A 16,046-nucleotide genomic window follows, 5' to 3' on the forward strand; every position below is an offset into this window, starting at 1 on the left:
ATGAACGACATCCGGGTCGACGTCGAGGGCCGCACCCTCTCGCTCAGCAACCTCGACAAGGTGCTCTACCCGCGTACCGGCACCACCAAGGGCGAGGTGCTCGACTACTACGCCCGGATCGCACCGGTCATGCTGCCGCACCTCGCGGACCGAGCCGTGACCCGGGTCCGGTGGCCGCACGGGGTCGAGCAGAACCGCTTCTTCGAGAAGAACGCGCCGCAGGGCACACCGTCGTGGGTGCGGACGGCGCGGGTGCCGACCACCGGGTCGCGCGGCGAGTCCCGGCACGGCGACCACCTCGAGTTCCCGATCGTCGACGACCTGGCGACGCTCACCTGGTTGGCCAACCTCGCCGCACTCGAGCTGCACGTGCACCAGTGGACGGTCGGCAAGAACGGGCAGCCGCGCAACCCCAACCGGCTCGTCATCGACCTCGATCCGGGTGAGGGTGCCGGTCTTCCCGAGTGCGCCGCGGTGGCTCTGCAGGTGCGCGACAAGCTCGCCGAGCGCCAGCTCGACGCCTGGGCGGTCACCAGCGGCAGCAAGGGCCTGCACCTGTACGCCGGCCTCCCCGGCAAGCTCAACCCGGACGAGACGACCGCGCTGGCGAAGGCCATCGCCGAGGAGTTGCAGGCCGAGCACCCGCAGCAGGTGACCGCCACGATGACCAAGGCGAAGCGCGGCGGCAAGGTCTTCCTCGACTGGTCGCAGAACGCCGGCTCGAAGACGACCGTCTCGCCGTACTCGCTGCGCGGGAAGGACCGGCCGTACGTCGCCACGCCGGTCTCGTGGGAGGAGGTCGAGGCGGGCGCCGAGGACCCGCTGGAGCTCGAGCAGATGCAGTTCCGGGAGGTCCTGGAGCGCGTCGCCGACCGGGGCGACCTGCTCGAGGGACTGGCCTGACCGCGGCATCCTGAACGGCCGTTCAGCGGCTGTTACCGGACTGTGGTCGCCACGTACCCCCGTCGAGGGAGCGACGTGACTGCGACGTCCGTACCTTACTGACTACGAGCTACGGCGATGCACCTGCTGGGGGCGGGTGGGCCGAGGTTCAGGTGGTTGACCTCGACGAGGGGGCGAGGTCAACGATCGATCTGATGGTTGGGTGGTTCGCCGGCTCGGGGAAGAGCCAGAGGACCACCCAACATCACATTTGCGAGCAGGATGCGGGGGTGGGCGACGGCCCGAGAGGTCGGATAGCGAACGCAAACCGGTCGGAGTGATCCTGGCAACCACTCAGGCAAACGCCTGAGACGGCGCGGGATCGCCCCTATGCTCGTCCTCATGACGCGCGTACTCGTAGTAGAGGACGAGGAGGACATCGCCTTCCCCCTCGTCCGCACGCTGGAGCGTGAGGGCTACGACGTCGTACGCGTGGAGAGCGGTGCGACGGCGCTGAAGTACGCCGCGGACGACGAGGTCCAGGTGATGATCCTCGACCTCGGCCTTCCCGACATGGACGGCCTCGAGGTGTGCCAGAAGGCCCGTGCCGCCGGCTACACCGGCGCGATCCTGATCGTGACCGCCCGGGCAGGTGAGCTCGACCGGGTGGTCGGCCTCGATTACGGCGCCGACGACTACCTGTCCAAGCCGTTCGGTCTCGCCGAGCTGCAGGCCCGGGTCCGCGCGCTGCTGCGTCGTACCGGCCGGCTGCAGCAGGCCGACGCCGAGCCGGAGGTCCGCGACGACCAGCTGCGGATCGACCAGGGCGCCCGTCGTGTGTTCTACGGCGCCTTCGAGGTGCAGCTGACCGGCAAGGAGTACGACGTGCTCGACCTGCTGGTGGCCCACCGCGGCAACGTGGTCGCGCGCGACCGGCTGATGGCCGACGTGTGGGACGAGAACTGGTACGGCTCGACGAAGACCCTCGACGTCACGATCGGACGGCTGCGACAGAAGCTGGAGCGCGCGGACGTGAGCGAGCGGATCGTCGCGGTCCGCGGTGTCGGCTTCCGGCTCGAGAGCCCAGCCGACACCTGATGTCCGAGCGGCGCCTCGACTCCACCGGCGACCCCGGCCACAGCGAGGAGGCGCCGCAGCCCTGGTCGCCGCCGACCATGCCGGACGACGCCCGCAGCCTTGGCCTCGACCGCAACACCGAGGAGGGCGCGTGGGTGATGATGGCGGCCTCGCTGGACGGCGCCAAGGTCAGCCACCAGGTGGTCGCCTGGCTGCTCCTCATCGTCCTGGTCGGGATCCCGATCCTGCTACGAGTCGCGAGCTGGCTCGGTGCTTGACTGCGGGCGCACACTGAACACATGACCGAGCAGCCGGACTTCAAGCGACTCCCCGACGAGATCCCACTCGACCAGACCGTCGAGATCGAGGTCGAGGACGTCAACCGGTATGCCGGCGCGGGCGGCGGGGGCGACCTCGGTGGCGGCCTCGGGGTCGCCGACTGCGACGGCGACTGACCCGACGCCGGCTGCGTGCCGTGATTGAACCCACGCTCCGGAGCGCTCGTCCTTTCCAATGAGGAAAGGGGTAGGCCATGACCAAGTGGCGCCACACACTGATCGCGGTGGTCGCAGGAATGCTGATCCTCGGCGGCTCTGCCGCATCCGCTCGAGGCGGCGGTGACGACGATGTGCGCACCAGGCTGATCGGGTACGAGGAGGTTCCTGCCATCTCGAGTAGCGGCAAGGGCAACTTCCGCGCCGAGATCTCGCTGCGCAAGCAGGAGCTCGACTACCGGTTGGAGTACTCGAGACTGTCGACACCCGTGCAGCAAGCCCACATCCACTTCGGGCAGTTCTCCGTCAACGGCGGAATCTCGGTGTTCTTGTGCAGCAACCTCGGCAACGGCCCCGCGGGAACGCCGGCGTGCCCCGACGCGGGCACGGTGACGGGCACGCTCACCGCTGCGCAGGTCGTCGGGCCGGGCGACCAGGGCATCGACCCCGGTGAGTTCAAGGAGCTCGTCAAGGCCATCGACGCTGAGATCGCCTACGTCAACGTGCACACCGACAAGCACAAGGGCGGCGAGATCCGAGGGCAGCTCGACTAGCGGGGTCGGCACAGAACTGCACGCGCAACCGGTCGAGTCGGCGCAGTAGTGCGGGCACGCCGTCAGGCACCCCGCCGATCTGTGCCGGCTGGGCCCGTTTGCGCGCGAACCTGCGCCGACTCGGCGGTGAGGTCGAGCCGGTAGGGCGTCGTGGTGGTGACCTTGAGGAAGCCGTACCGCTCCAGGATCGGGCGGGAGTACTCGGTGGAGTCGCTGTTGATCAGGGTCATGCCGCGACTGAGCGCTGAGCGGGCGCGGGCGGCCGTCAGGGCTCGGTAGATGCCGCGACCGCGACACTCGGGCAACGTCGCCCCGCCCCAGATCCCGGCGAACTCGGTCCCGGCGACCGGCTCCAAACGCCCCCCACTGACGACCTCGCCGCCGGCGTCGGCGATCCACAGCTCCATCAGCGGGTCGACGGCGAGCCGGCGTTGCAGGGCCTGCAGCATCGGTGCGATCTCGATATCGAACACGGTGGCCTGCAGCTGGCAGAACGCCAGGAGGTCGGCCTCGTCCTCGACCTTGCGCAGAGTCACCCCGTCCGGGAGCGGCACGTCGACGGCGAGGCTCTCGGCGGATCCGATCATGACCGCCTCGGGCTCGCCCGGCACGAAGCCGTGCCCCACCAGCGTCTCGTGCAGACCGGGGGCGTCGTCGTGGCCGCGGGTCTTCCAGTCGACACGGACGATCGCCGGGTCGGAGCGGTAGTGGCCGAGCGTGTCCACCACGAGCTGGCGGACTCCGTCACCGTCGACGTCGGCCAGGGGCGGGTAGGTGACGAAGCCCCGGCCGCCGGCGTACGTCACCAGGAAGAGCGGGCCGTGCCGGACGACGGCGAGTGCGCTCGGAGCGTCGACGGTCGACCGCAGCTGGTCGTCGTAGGCGGCCAACAGCCGCAGGCGCTCGTCGTCCGTCGAGGTCATGGGTGCGCCAGCGTACGTGCTGGGTGACCTGGGTCCGGTTCGAGAACGTCGATGGCGGAGTCGCGCCATGACGCAACTCCGCCACCGTCAAGGCTTCTCGGCGGTGGTCGCGTGCCGATAGACAACGGGCATGCTCCCCCCTTCAGCCCCTGCGCGCGGTCGGTTGCGCCGCCTCTCGATCGCTGCTGTGGCCGTCACGCTGCCTCTGGCCGCGGCGGTCATCCCGTTCCCGACCCAGGCACAGCCAGAGCGGCCCGCCGCCCCGGAAACCCCGTCGGCCACGCACCGGGTCACCCTGGTGACCGGTGACGTCGTCACCGTCAGGACGCTGGCAGACGGTCGGCAGATCGCCGACGTGGACCGCCCGGTCGACGCCGTGGGCGGGGTCCGGATCCAGGAGAGCCAGGGCGACCTCTACGTCGTACCGGACGAGGCCGTGGCGCTGCTGGGTGCGGGACGGCTAGACCCCCGGCTGTTCGACGTCACCGGCCTGATCGAGATGGGGTACGACGACGCCGGGACCGGCGCGGTGCCCGTGATCGCCACGTACACGCGTGCCGCGTCCCGCGCCCCCGGTGTTCCGGCGGCGCCGAAGGGCAGCAGCATGGTCCGTGAGCTGTCGGCCATCCGGGGCGCCTCGTTGTCCGCGCCGAAGCGCCAGGCCAGGACCTTCTGGACATCCGTGGCGCCGGCCGAGAGCGCGAGCGACCCGACGCCGACCCTCCGCGGCGGAGTCGACAAGCTCTGGCTGGACGGACGGGTGGAGGTCGCCCTCAAGGAGAGCGTCCCCCAGATCGGTGCCCCCGAGGCCTGGTCGGCGGGCTACGACGGGACGGGCGTCGACGTGGCGGTGCTCGACACCGGCATCGACGTGAACCACCCCGACCTCGCCGACGAGATCGACGACACCGCCAGCTTCGTGCCGGGCGAGGACATGACCGACGTCAACGGGCACGGGACCCACGTCGCCTCCACCATCGTCGGAACCGGCGCGGCGTCCGCTGGTGACTACCAGGGTGTCGCACCCGGGGCGGACCTCTTGGTGGGCAAGGTCCTCGGCGGACCCGAGGGCTACGGGCAGGACTCCTGGATCATCGCCGGCATGGAGTGGGCCGCGGAGGCCGGCGCCGAGATCGTCAACCTGAGCCTCGGCGACACGGTGCCCTCCGACGGCAGCGACCCGATGGCGCAGGCGGTCGACGCCCTCTCCGCTCAGCACGGCACCCTGTTCGTGATCGCCGCCGGCAACGCGGGACCCGAGACGGTCTCGACTCCCGGGACGGCCGCGTCCGCACTGACCGTGGGTGCGGTCGACAAGCAGGACGCCCTCGCCTACTTCTCCAGCACCGGCCCGGTGTACGGCTCCGGCGCCCTCAAGCCGGACATCGTCGCGCCGGGCGTCGACATCACGGCGGCACGGTCGCAGGAGATGACCGATGGCGAGACCGGCCTGTACCGCACGATCAGCGGCACCTCCATGGCCACGCCGCACGTGGCCGGCGCGGCGGCGATCCTGGCCCAGCGGCACCCGGGCTGGACCGGTGAGCAGCTCAAGGAGCAGCTGATGAGCAGCGCACTGGGACTCGCGTACTCGCCGTACGAGGTCGGCACCGGCCGGGTCGACGTCGTCGCCGCCCTGACGAACACCGTGCGGGGCACGGGGTCGCTGTTCTTCGGCAACTACGACTGGCCGCACGAGCCGAGTGACACCGCAGTGACGAAGGACCTGACGTTCACCAATGACGGCGCCGAGGACGTCGCGCTCGACCTGGAGCTCACGGTCCCCGACGGAGCGTTCGAGCTCGGGGCCGCCTCCGTCACGGTCCCGGCGGGTGGCCAGGCGACCGTGCCCGTCACCGGCGACCCGCAGGCTGTCGGGCTCGGCCGGTTCGTCGGCTACGTCATCGGCACCGACGCGACCACCGGCGAACCGGTGACCCGCACCTCACTGGCGCTGATCAAGGAGGAGGAGCGCTACGACCTGCACGTCAAGCTGGTCGGCCGCGACGGTCAGCCTGCGTCCGGCTGGGTGGGCTTCAGCAAGGCCGGCGACCCCTGGCCGTGGAGTGAGTACGTCGACGGTGAGGCGACGCTGCGGATGCCGCCGGGCAGCTACTCGCTGGTGGCCTACCTCGACGTGGCCGGAGAGGGACCCGACCGATCCGGCCTGGCCGTGCTCGTCGATCCGGAGACGGTGCTCGACCAGCCCGCCGAGGTCGTCCTGGACGCGAGCAAGGCACGGCTGCTCGAGACGTCAGCGCCGCAGCGGACCGAGGACCGCCAGCGCAAGATCGACCTCAGCATCGTGGACGAGTCGGGCGTAGAGTTCCGCAGCGCCTACGGCGTCCCTCTGGCGTACGACGACCTCTACGTCTCGCCGACCGACCCGATGACGGAGGGCTCCTTCATCCTGACGACGCGCTGGCGCAAGGGCGAGCCGATGCTGACCCTCGGCGTCCCTGGCGGAGGGGACACCTTCGACACGATCGTCCAGCCGGGGAGCGCGCTCGCGACAGGCAGCGACACGGCGCCCACCGTGTTTGCGGGGAACGGTGCGGCCGCCGACTACGCGACCCTCGACGCAGAGGGCAAGGTCGCGGTCGTCAACCGCAGCGACGCCGTGACGCCGGTGGAGCGGGCCGAGGCCGCCGCGGCAGCCGGTGCCACGGCGCTGGTGGTGGTCAACGACGGCGTCGGCGGCCTGCTGGAGTACGTCGGTGAGGCCTCGATCCCGGTCGTCGGCGTGCACCGTGACGCCGGTGCGGAGCTGGTGACGCTCGCAACCAGCGGCGCCCCACTCACCGTGCTGCGGGCGGAGTACCCGCGCTACGTCTACGACCTGACGCGCGACTACCCCGGCCAGGTGCCCGACCGACCGTTGGTCTACGAACCCACCCAGCGTGACCTCGCCCGGATCGACTCCCACTTCTATGCGGTTCGAGGGGGCAACGCGTCCGGCTACCGGTACGACCTCACCCTCAGCCCGTCGTTCGGTTTCGAGGAGCGCGAGTGGCACCCGGGCACCCGGGTCGAGTGGGTGACGCCGGGCCAGAAGTGGGTCGAGTCGCACGGTCAGAACATCGACGGGACGCTTCCGTGGTCGATGGTGTCGGGCGTCAACACGTTCGCGAAGCGCACGACCACTCGTCACGACTGGTTCCGTCCGGCGATCGGGCCGGGCTTCAGCGACTCGTTCGGCGTCGTCAACTCCAGGTGGCAGAACTACATGACGTGGAACACCCAGCCCTGGAGCTCCTCCAGCGCCCGGATGGACCTCGGCGGCTACCTGCCCTGGGGTGAGACCCCCACCCACCTGCGGGTCTTCCAGGGGAACCGGCTGATCCACGACAACCCGCACAGCGCGGACATGCAGTGGGTCGAGGTCCCGGCCGGCAAGCGTTCCTATCGGGCCGTCCTCGACGCCGAGCGGCCGGCCGACGTCTTCCGGCTGTCGACCCGGACGCACACGGAGTGGACCTTCGTCTCCGACACCGTGGACTCGGAGAGCTTCGAGCCGTTCTCGGTGATGAGGCTCGACTACCGGCTCGGGTCCGACCTCAGGGGAGACATCAGGGCCGGGGCCAAGCACCGGATCGCCCTCCGTCCGGGGTCTTCAGACCTCGGCCGGCTGCCCGGCAAGATCGGGCACGTCAAGCTCGACGTCTCCTTCGACGGCGGTGCCACCTGGCGCAAGGTGGTCCTGCACAAGCGCGAGACCGGCTGGTGGGGCGGACACTTCCGGGCGGCGAAGAAGCCCGGTGGCTACGTCGCGCTGCGCGCCAGCGCCGCCACCGACAAGGGCTACAGCATCAAGCAGACGATCATCCGGGCGTACGGCTTGCGGTGACCCACGATCTCCGCGGGCGCCGAGCCTCCCCCGTCCCGGCGCCCGCGGGCCTTCTCGACACCTCCCCTTCCGGGGGCGCGTCGCGATGGCGCATACTCTCCCCGCCGCGATCGTCGAGGTGGAGAGAGTTGCCGATGCTGGAGGCGCTGGGTGTCGAGCCCGGCGTGGAGGCGGTCTATCGGGCTCTGCTCGGACGTCCCACGACGACGGCGAGCGACCTCGCCGAGGTGCTGCACCGCCCCGCATCCGACATCGAGGCCCAGCTGGCGACCCTCGTCGCCACGGGACTGGCGCTGAGCTCCGGCGACGAGGCGTACATCGCCGCACCCCCGGCCGTGGCGCTGGGCGCGTTGATCACGGAACGTCGCGACGGCCTGCGGCTCGCTGAGCAGGCATTGGGCAGCCTGGCCGAGGAGTACCGGGCGGCGGTGGCCGGTCGTTCCATCAACGAGCTGATCGAGGTGGTGACCGGCATCGACCAGGTCCGGCACCGCTACCAGCAGGTGCAGGCGGCGGCGACGACCGAGCTCCGGATGTTCGTCACGGCCCCGTTCGTGGCGGTCCCCCCAGGCGAGAACACCGCCGAGACGGCGGCCGCCGACCGCGGCATCCGGATCCGTTGTCTCCTGGAGCGCGCGGTGCTCGACGAGCTGGACGCGCCCGACGAGGTGGTCGACTCCCTCCAGCGCGGCCTGGAGCTGCGGGTCGTCGACGAGCTGCCCCTGAAGCTGGTCCTCGCGGACGACGACTTGGCGCTCGTGCCCCTCGCGGTCGCGCCCGGCGGGGAGCCGGGCGCCGTACTCCTGCAGCGCAGCGGCCTGCTCGCCGCGCTGGACGCCTTGTTCGAGAGCGTCTGGCGGCGGGCCTATCCGCTCGAGCTGGCGGGTTCCGGCGACGCGGTGCTGCTCGCCGACGACCTCGCCTCCGATGCTCCGACCGAGCTCGACCGCCAGATTCTCGGTCTGCTGCTGGCGGGGCTGACCGACCAGGTCGTCGCGGCCCAGCTCGGCCTGTCGCTGCGGACCGTCCAGCGGCGGCTGCGTCACCTCCAGGACCTGGCCGGGGTCAAGTCACGCATGCAGCTCGGCTGGTTCGCCGCCCGGAACGACTGGGCCTGACCAGGCACGTTCGCACCCACGCAAGCCGGGTGACGGGGCACTGGCGTGCCCACACGCAATTCCAGCTCTTTGGTATCAGCGCCGGCCGATCTCCCTCCATGCAGTGCGGGCTCATCCACCGCTGACCGAACACTCACTGGGAGACACCTCATGAACCTTCGACCACTTCTCACGCTCACGACGCTCGGCGTCTCCACACTTGTGTGCGCGTCCGTCGCGACCGCCGGTGCGGCGACCACGGCAGCGTCCCTGGACCCGGAACGGATCCTCGACCGCAACGTGTCGGGTGCGACCGCGGTGCGAGCCCTCGGCAACGACCTCGACGTCGTCGCCCAGCGATACGACAGGACACCGGCCGAGCTGGCGACGCTGCTGCGCACCGACTCCTCGCTGTGGGTCGACCCGACCGGCATGCTGCACGTGAAGGAACCCCTTCCGACTCAGCCTGTCGAGAGCGCTGCGACACCGGAGCCCGGTCCCTTCGTCAACAACAAGACGTTCAGCCTGCACAGCAAGCTCGGCGCACAACGAACGATCTTCCTCGACTTCGACGGTGGGGCGGTGTCAGGCACCGCGTGGAACGACTTCTACACGATCCCGACCTCGTCGCAGCCGGCGTTCGACCTCGACGGGAACCCGGCGTCCTGGAGCCAGGCCGAGCACGACACCATCCAGAGCATCTTCCAGCGGGTCGCCGAGGACTTCCGGCCCTTCGACGTGGACGTGACCACACAGGACCCGGGGGCCGCCGCGCTCGACCGGTCGAGCGCGGTCGACACCCAGTTCGGGACGCGGGTCCTCGTCACACCGAGCACCGACGCCGCCACCCGGATCTGCAGCAACAACTGCGGCGGGGTCGCCTTCGTCGGCGTCTACAACCTGGTCGGGTCCAGCTACTACCACCCGGCGTGGGTGTTCCCGCAGCTGCTGGCCAACGTGGACAAGTACATCGCCGAAGCCGCCACCCACGAGGCCGGCCACAACCTGGGCCTCTTCCACGACGGCACCTCGACGGTCGGTTACTACACCGGCCACCACAACTGGGCCCCGATCATGGGTGTCGGTTACGACGAGCCGCTCGTCCAGTGGAGCAGCGGTGAGTACGCCGACGCCAACAGTGCTCAGGACGACATCGCCGTGATGCAGAGCTACGAGCTGCCGCTGCGCACGGACGACCACGGGTCCAGCTTCGCCACTGCCACCGCCATGGGCACGGCCAGGACCGCGGCCGGCGTCATCGAGCGGCGCACGGATACCGACGTGCTGTCGTTCCGTCGTACCTGCCGCGGCAAGACGAAGATCACCGTCAAGCCGTTCGAGAACAGCCCGAACCTGGACATCCGGCTCCGGTTGCACTCGGCCGGTCTGGCGCCGCTGGGCTCGAACGACCCGCTCTCCGGTCAGGCGTCGTTCGACGTGGCGACCGGCCTGAAGGCGACCGTCAAGCGTTCGCTCGCCGCCAGGACCTACTACCTGACGGTCGACGGCGTGGGGACTCTCACTCCGGCCACCGGGTACTCGGACTACGGCTCGCTGGGCAAGTACTCGTTGAAGATCTCACGCTGCCGGTGACTCTCCACTGAAGCACCAGTTGCAGCCCTCGCGCGCCGACTCCCGGGATCGGCGCGCGGGGGCTCAGGGACCTCTGATTCTCAGAAGGGGCCAGCGACCCGCTTCCCCCCTGGAGTCTCGGCGGCTAGGTTCTTGAACCATCAGCGCTCGGGCATGAGGGAACCCTGGCGCGTCCTTCTAGGAGGCACAAAGTGGTTCGACTAGACACCCGTCGCTGCGTCGCGCTGAGCGCGCTCGTGGCGTCCTCAGTACTGGCGGCCGTGACACTGGCTCCCACCCCAGCGTTGGCCGACCCGAACAACAACTCGGTTCGCAAGCTCACCAAGGCCGTGACGCTGAAGGGCGTGCTCCGGCATTCCAATGCGTTCCAGGCCATCGCCGACGCACACGGCGACAACCGGGCCTCTGGCCTGCCCGGCTACGACGCCAGCGCCGACTACGTCGCCGACAAGCTGCGCAAGGCCGGCTACCAGGTCACTGTGCAGCCGTTCGACTTCGCGTACTTCGAGGAGTTCGGCTCGTCCTTCTCCCAGATTGCGCCGAGCGCGACCAACTACGTCGACGGCGAACAGTACGACCTGATGGACTATTCAGGTGACGGCGTCGCCCAGGCCGAGGTGGTCCCGGTCGACCTTGCCCTGACCCCGCCCCGCGCTTCCACCTCGGGCTGCGAGGCGTCCGACTTCCAAGACGCCAACGGGACCAACATCGTCACCGGCAAGATCGCGCTGGTTCAGCGCGGAACCTGCCCGTTCGGGCAGAAGGTCGAGAACGCTGAGGCCGCTGGTGCTGTGGGCGCGGTGATGATGAACCAGGGTAACGGCGACCCGGTGGTCAACGCGGACCGCTACGACTTGTTCGAGGGCACGTTGGGCACCCCGGTCGGCATCCCGGCAGTGTCGGTGTCGTACTTCCTCGGGGAGGAGTTCGCCACCACGCCTGGGCTCGTGCTGCGGATCGAGGCGGACACCATCTCCACCATCCGTTCCACCTCGAACGTGTTGGCGCAGACCAAGAAGGGGCGGACCGACAACGTGGTGATGGCCGGAGCGCACCTGGACTCCGAACCGGACACGGCTGGGATCAACGACAACGGATCCGGCTCCGCGGCGCTGCTCGAGGTGGCGTTGCAGATGGCCAAGGTGAAGACCCCGAACGCGGTGCGTTTCGCCTGGTGGGGGGCCGAGGAGGCCAATCTGGTGGGGTCCACCTTCTACGTGAGCGAGCTGACTGAGGCCGAGATCGACGACATCGCGCTGTACCTGAACTTCGACATGATCGGCTCGCCCAACTACACGTTCGGCGTCTACGACGGCGACGACTCCGCTGCGGAGGGCTCGGGGCCAGGACCGGCCGGTTCGGCAGCCATCGAGGACGTGTTCGAGGAGTTCTTCGCGGCCCGCGGTGAGGCCACCAAGGCTTCGGACTTCACCGGTCGCTCGGACTACGGACCGTTCATCGCTGCCGGCGTGGACATCCCGGCAGGCGGGCTGTTCACTGGCGCGGAGACCATCAAGTCCGCCGCCGACGTGGCGCTGTGGGGTGGGCTGGCCGGTCAGCAGATGGACGTCTGCTACCACGACCCGTGCGACAGCCTGACCCCCGAGGCGGACGGTGCGCCTGCCGGCGTGCACGCAGCGCTGGAGGCCACCGGGTACGAGCTCTACGGCAACCTCAACACCTACGCGCTGGACGTGAACGCCGACGCGATGGCGACCGCGGTGATCACCTTCGCCTTCGACACCTCGTCGGTGAACGGAGAGGCGACCGCCCGCACCACGACGCGCGCGAAGGCGGCCAGGACCGACGTGCACGGCCACGCAACGCGGTGACAGCCGACAACTCAGCAGGACCGGAGGGTCGGGCGGGCAACCGCCCGGCCCCCGGGCCGGCAGGATGGAGGAGCAGGGTGGGTGACTCGACGCATGCGGCGTGATCCACGGCCGGGTAACCGACCGTCACCAGTTCGGAACAGCCGAGGCCTCCTGGTGGGAGGCGACGTAGCCTGCCTAGGACGGCGCCCATGGCGCCGGTGTCGACGGCAGCAGCCGTAGGGGGAGACATCAGACGTATGTACGCGCGACACACCAGTCGGCGTCGAGCCATCGCCGTGGTTCCGACAGCCCTGCTCTGCACCCTGGCGATGGCCCGGCTAGGTGGTGACGGCGCGCCCACTGCTGACCCGGTGTCCGCCCCACGTCCGGGGCCGTCGGTGCCGACCGACGCAGTGGAGGCCCCGGCCAGCGTGTCCCAGCCCGGGGTCGTGGTCGGTGGCGGCCAAGGCCGCCTCGGCGAACCAATGGCCTCCGCCTCCGCGTCTGCCACCGCCTCCGGCATCCCTGCCGCGGCCCTCTCGGCCTACCAGCGGGCCGAGACGGTGATCAACTCCGCCGACCCGAGCTGCCACATCTCCTGGCAGCTCATCGCCGCCGTCGGCCGGGTCGAGACCGACCACGGCCGAGCCAACGGCAACGCTCTCGACGACCAGGGCCGGGCCGTGCCCGGCATCTTCGGCATCGCCCTCGACGGCCGCCACAAGACCACGGTCGTCCGCGACACCGACGCCGGCCAGTACGACGGCGACACCAGGTGGGACCGTGCGGTCGGGCCGATGCAGTTCATACCCTCGACCTGGTCGCTCGTGGGCGTCGACGGCGACAACGACGGCGAGCGCAACCCCCAGGACATCGACGACGCCGCGCTCGCCACGGCCGTCTACCTGTGCTCCGGCAACGGCGACCTCTCCGCTGAGGCTGGTCGCCGGGCTGCGCTCTTCCGCTACAACCACAGCCACGACTACGTCGACCTGGTGCTCTCCGTCATGGGGGCGTACCTGACCTCCGACTTCACCAGCGTGTACAGCACGACCAGCTACGGCGGCAGTCTTGGCCTCGCGCCGGAGATCGCTCACGCCAAGTCCGGTCAGGGGTCGAGTGACGATCCGGCCGGCGGTCGCAACGGCAGCGGTCCCCGGGGTTCCGAGAACGACCACAGCAACGCAGGGGCGCTCACACCGGGCTCCGAGCCAGACCCCACACCCGGTCCCGGGTCGGACCCCACGTCCGAGCCTGATCCGACACCGGAGCCCGAGCCGGAGCCCGAGCCGGAGCCGGAGCCGGAGCCCGAGCCCGAGCCCGAGCCGGAGCCCGAACCCGAGCCGGACCCCGAGCCCGAGCCGGACCCCGAGCCCCCGCCGCCCTCGGTCCCGACCGAGCAGGAGGCCATCGAGGAGTGCCTCGTCGTCGTCGGGGCCACCGATGTCACCACCCTCGAGCAGCTCGGCCTGCTGGACGCCTTCACCACCTGCATGACGGAGCTCGGCTTCCCCGAGTGGTTGGCACCCTGACCACATGCCCGTTGCCCGGCTGCAGGCTCGGATGCGTAGTGGCAGACTCGACGGGATGGAGGATCCCGCCCTGGCGAAGCTATGACACCATCGCGGCGCTCGAGTTTCGCACTGGAACGAGAGTCGCAGCCCTGTCGATAGGGGGCTCGAGTGGTTGCGGTGAGCACGTGGCTTCGACGGCGACGTCAGGTTGCGGTGCTGGTTATCGGCGGACTGCTTGCGGTGACCGCCTGCGCCGGGGGACAGGGAGGCCCTCCGGAGTTGTCGGCGGGCAGTCTCAAAGGCTCGATCGACGAACGCCTCGAGCTGCGGGGCATTGACCAGGTACGGGCTGTCCTGGTTCTCCAGGACGGGGAGACCCTGCTGGCCGACTACCGCGATACCGATGCAGAAGCCACCTGGGACATCGAGTCGGTCACCAAGAGCATCCTGTCGATCCTGGTCGGTCAGGCGATCGACGAAGGCAGGCTCTCCCTCGATCAGACGCTGGCAGAACTACTCCCCGAACACGTCAACGCGATGGCTCGGTGGCAGCAACGCCTCACCCTGCGCGACCTCCTGACCCACACCGGAGGTTTCTCCGGCGACGAGGCCGCGACGGTCGGGCTGATGGCCGAGCCTGATCCGGTGGAACTCATGCTCAGACGCGCCAATCCGCCGGGCAGCGGAAGGTTCCTGTACTCCAACGAAGGTAGCCACACCATCGCGACCATCCTGAGGCGGGCCGTTGGCCAATCCTTGCTCGAGTACGCACGGACCACGCTCTTCGACCCCCTGGACATCAACACCAGACCCGTTCTTGACCGGCCACTCGCGGCCCAGCCAAGTGGGGCGCAGATCAAGGAATACCTCGAGGCGGGGTTCGCCTGGCCCGTCGACAGTGCCGGGACCCACCTCGGCTGGGGACTGATCAAGCTGACACCGATCGACATGGCGAAGATCGGCACGCTCATGCTCAATGGGGGCACCTGGGAAGGAAAGTCGGTCGTGCCTGAAGCGTGGGTGAGGGACTCGACTCGAAACCAGGTCACCACCGGAAGCGACGGCATCTGGCCCGCATACGGCTACCACTGGTGGGTTACGACAGCTGGAGACGAACCCGCATACCTGGCGTGGGGGTACGGCGGGCAGATGATCGAGGTAGTACCCGCCCGCGGCCTGGTCGTCGTCGTGGTCCGCGCGCTCGACTTCGACAACATCGACAGCGCCGGAATCGACCCACGTGAACTCACCGGCCTGGTCGAGGAGGTCATCGTGCCCCAGCTCCCGTGAGGGCCAGCCACATCCTCGGTGAACCGTCGGTGTTCTCGAGGGCGAGTCCACGCCTTAGGTACTCGAGCAGTGGCCCCGCCGGGCTACTCCTGTCGGTGCCGGTGTCGGATCCAGTCCGGGGGCGGTCGTCCCGCCTTGGCTGGCGGCAGGAACTCGGGTCTGCCGTCGTCGGCGAGCCGGACTTGCCAGGGGGTGTGGTGGATGGTGCGGTGATGGTGCCCGCACAACAGCACCAGATTCTCCAACGCTGTGGGGCCGCCGTCGATCCAGTGGCGGATGTGGTGGGCGTGGCCCATCACCGGTGGCCGGGTGCAGCCGGGGAAGGCGCAGTGGCGGTCGCGGGCGACCAGCGCGGTCCAGATCGCGGGGGTGACCAGCCGTCGGGTGCGGCCCACATCGAGCGGGCAGCCCTCGGCATCGAGCAGCACCCGGATCAGGTCGGCGTCGCACGCCATCCGCCGCACCGCCGTAGCGCTCGCTCACCTCGAGGCCGTCGTCGGTCACCCCGACCCCCGACCCTCGAGGAGCGCCCTCGTGGTCGTCGTGGAGGGTGTCGGCGTCGATGGTGACCGTGACCCGGGGTCGGGCGCCGTGGCTGGCCGGCGCGACGTCGGTGTTCAGGGCGTGCTCGGCGAGCTTCACCAGGGCGTCGAACATCCGGGCGCCGTGGTCGCGGTCATCCTCGCCCGGCTCACAGGCATCGTCATCTGGGGGCTGGGGCTTGGGTTTGGTGAACGGCAAGAGGGCGGCGCGCAGGGTGGCACCGTCCTCGACGCTGCCACGACCGCGGATCCGCACCCCGCCCAGGCCGTCGTCGGTGATCGAGAGGCCCCGGTCGAGGTGAGCGGCGCGTTCCTCGCGGTCCAGGTCCTTCTCCGCCCGCTTCTCCTCACCCTCCGGGTCGACCACCGCCAGCAGGTGTCGGCCGGCGCGGTGCAGCTCGGAGGCGTTCAACCGGGCG

Annotated in this window: 13 protein-coding genes and 1 pseudogene; 11 read left to right on the forward strand and 3 right to left on the reverse strand. The window is 69.8% G+C overall.

Features of this window, described 5'->3' with window-relative positions:
* From ligD to VFZ39_RS16360, 5 genes are all read left to right on the forward strand, one after another.
* Positions 1-903, forward strand: a complete 903-nt coding sequence (gene ligD, locus VFZ39_RS16340; protein WP_330866850.1) for a non-homologous end-joining DNA ligase — start codon at positions 1-3, stop codon at positions 901-903.
* Between the two features lie 381 nt (positions 904-1,284).
* A complete protein-coding gene (locus VFZ39_RS16345; protein ID WP_330866851.1) occupies positions 1,285-1,980 on the forward strand; it encodes a response regulator transcription factor in 696 nt (231 codons plus the stop codon).
* Positions 1,980-2,237, forward strand: a complete 258-nt coding sequence (locus tag VFZ39_RS16350; RefSeq protein WP_330866852.1) for a hypothetical protein — start codon at positions 1,980-1,982, stop codon at positions 2,235-2,237. Before VFZ39_RS16345 ends, VFZ39_RS16350 begins: the two co-directional genes overlap by 1 nt.
* A 21-nt stretch (positions 2,238-2,258) precedes the next feature.
* Positions 2,259-2,414, forward strand: coding sequence for a hypothetical protein (locus VFZ39_RS16355; RefSeq protein WP_330866853.1), 156 nt, complete (start codon positions 2,259-2,261; stop codon positions 2,412-2,414).
* 77 nt (positions 2,415-2,491) lie between these two features.
* Entirely contained in the window at positions 2,492-3,007 is a 516-nt protein-coding gene (locus tag VFZ39_RS16360; protein ID WP_330866854.1) for a CHRD domain-containing protein, read from the forward strand.
* A 62-nt stretch (positions 3,008-3,069) separates the two neighbouring features.
* On the opposite strand, the gene VFZ39_RS16365 is transcribed toward VFZ39_RS16360, so the two are convergent.
* On the reverse strand, positions 3,070-3,930 hold the full coding sequence (locus VFZ39_RS16365) for a GNAT family N-acetyltransferase (RefSeq protein WP_330866855.1): 861 nt from the start codon (positions 3,928-3,930) through the stop codon (positions 3,070-3,072).
* A 130-nt stretch (positions 3,931-4,060) separates the two neighbouring features.
* On the opposite strand from VFZ39_RS16365, the gene VFZ39_RS16370 reads away from it, so the two are divergent.
* From VFZ39_RS16370 to VFZ39_RS16395, 6 genes are all read left to right on the forward strand, one after another.
* A complete protein-coding gene (locus VFZ39_RS16370; RefSeq protein ID WP_330866856.1) occupies positions 4,061-7,777 on the forward strand; it encodes a S8 family peptidase in 3,717 nt (1,238 codons plus the stop codon).
* A gap of 134 nt (positions 7,778-7,911) precedes the next feature.
* A complete protein-coding gene (locus VFZ39_RS16375) occupies positions 7,912-8,895 on the forward strand; it encodes a helix-turn-helix domain-containing protein (RefSeq protein ID WP_330866857.1) in 984 nt (327 codons plus the stop codon).
* A gap of 150 nt (positions 8,896-9,045) precedes the next feature.
* Positions 9,046-10,467, forward strand: a complete 1,422-nt coding sequence (locus VFZ39_RS16380) for a hypothetical protein (RefSeq protein WP_330866858.1) — start codon at positions 9,046-9,048, stop codon at positions 10,465-10,467.
* A gap of 191 nt (positions 10,468-10,658) precedes the next feature.
* Positions 10,659-12,299 carry a M28 family peptidase gene (locus VFZ39_RS16385; RefSeq protein ID WP_330866859.1) on the forward strand — a complete coding sequence of 547 codons (1,641 nt, stop codon included), beginning with the start codon at positions 10,659-10,661 and terminating at the stop codon, positions 12,297-12,299.
* Between the two features lie 380 nt (positions 12,300-12,679).
* Entirely contained in the window at positions 12,680-13,813 is a 1,134-nt protein-coding gene (locus VFZ39_RS16390) for a lytic transglycosylase domain-containing protein (protein WP_330866860.1), read from the forward strand.
* Positions 13,814-13,972: 159 nt separating this feature from the next.
* On the forward strand, positions 13,973-15,085 hold the full coding sequence (locus VFZ39_RS16395; RefSeq protein ID WP_330866861.1) for a serine hydrolase: 1,113 nt from the start codon (positions 13,973-13,975) through the stop codon (positions 15,083-15,085).
* An 83-nt stretch (positions 15,086-15,168) separates the two neighbouring features.
* On the opposite strand, the gene VFZ39_RS16400 is transcribed toward VFZ39_RS16395, so the two are convergent.
* Both VFZ39_RS16400 and VFZ39_RS19090 read right to left on the reverse strand, forming a co-directional pair.
* Positions 15,169-15,549, reverse strand: coding sequence for an HNH endonuclease signature motif containing protein (locus VFZ39_RS16400; RefSeq protein WP_330866862.1), 381 nt, complete (start codon positions 15,547-15,549; stop codon positions 15,169-15,171).
* Positions 15,550-15,673: 124 nt separating this feature from the next.
* A pseudogene (locus VFZ39_RS19090) lies at positions 15,674-15,994 on the reverse strand (DUF222 domain-containing protein); the annotation flags it as partial.
* Positions 15,995-16,046: the final 52 nt, after the last annotated feature.

This window comes from Nocardioides sp., assembly GCF_036374615.1.
GTDB lineage: Bacteria > Actinomycetota > Actinomycetes > Propionibacteriales > Nocardioidaceae > Nocardioides.

What these genes read in the sequence shown, in the direction of transcription:
- ligD (WP_330866850.1), top strand. Translation starts at nt 1, where the DNA reads ATGAACGACATCCGGGTCGACGTCGAGGGCCGCACCCTCTCGCTCAGC.
- VFZ39_RS16345 (WP_330866851.1), top strand. Translation starts at nt 1,285, where the DNA reads ATGACGCGCGTACTCGTAGTAGAGGACGAGGAGGACATCGCCTTCCCC.
- VFZ39_RS16350 (WP_330866852.1), top strand. Translation starts at nt 1,980, where the DNA reads ATGTCCGAGCGGCGCCTCGACTCCACCGGCGACCCCGGCCACAGCGAG.
- VFZ39_RS16355 (WP_330866853.1), top strand. Translation starts at nt 2,259, where the DNA reads ATGACCGAGCAGCCGGACTTCAAGCGACTCCCCGACGAGATCCCACTC.
- VFZ39_RS16360 (WP_330866854.1), top strand. Translation starts at nt 2,492, where the DNA reads ATGACCAAGTGGCGCCACACACTGATCGCGGTGGTCGCAGGAATGCTG.
- VFZ39_RS16365 (WP_330866855.1), bottom strand. Translation starts at nt 3,930, where the DNA reads ATGACCTCGACGGACGACGAGCGCCTGCGGCTGTTGGCCGCCTACGAC.
- VFZ39_RS16370 (WP_330866856.1), top strand. Translation starts at nt 4,061, where the DNA reads ATGCTCCCCCCTTCAGCCCCTGCGCGCGGTCGGTTGCGCCGCCTCTCG.
- VFZ39_RS16375 (WP_330866857.1), top strand. Translation starts at nt 7,912, where the DNA reads ATGCTGGAGGCGCTGGGTGTCGAGCCCGGCGTGGAGGCGGTCTATCGG.
- VFZ39_RS16380 (WP_330866858.1), top strand. Translation starts at nt 9,046, where the DNA reads ATGAACCTTCGACCACTTCTCACGCTCACGACGCTCGGCGTCTCCACA.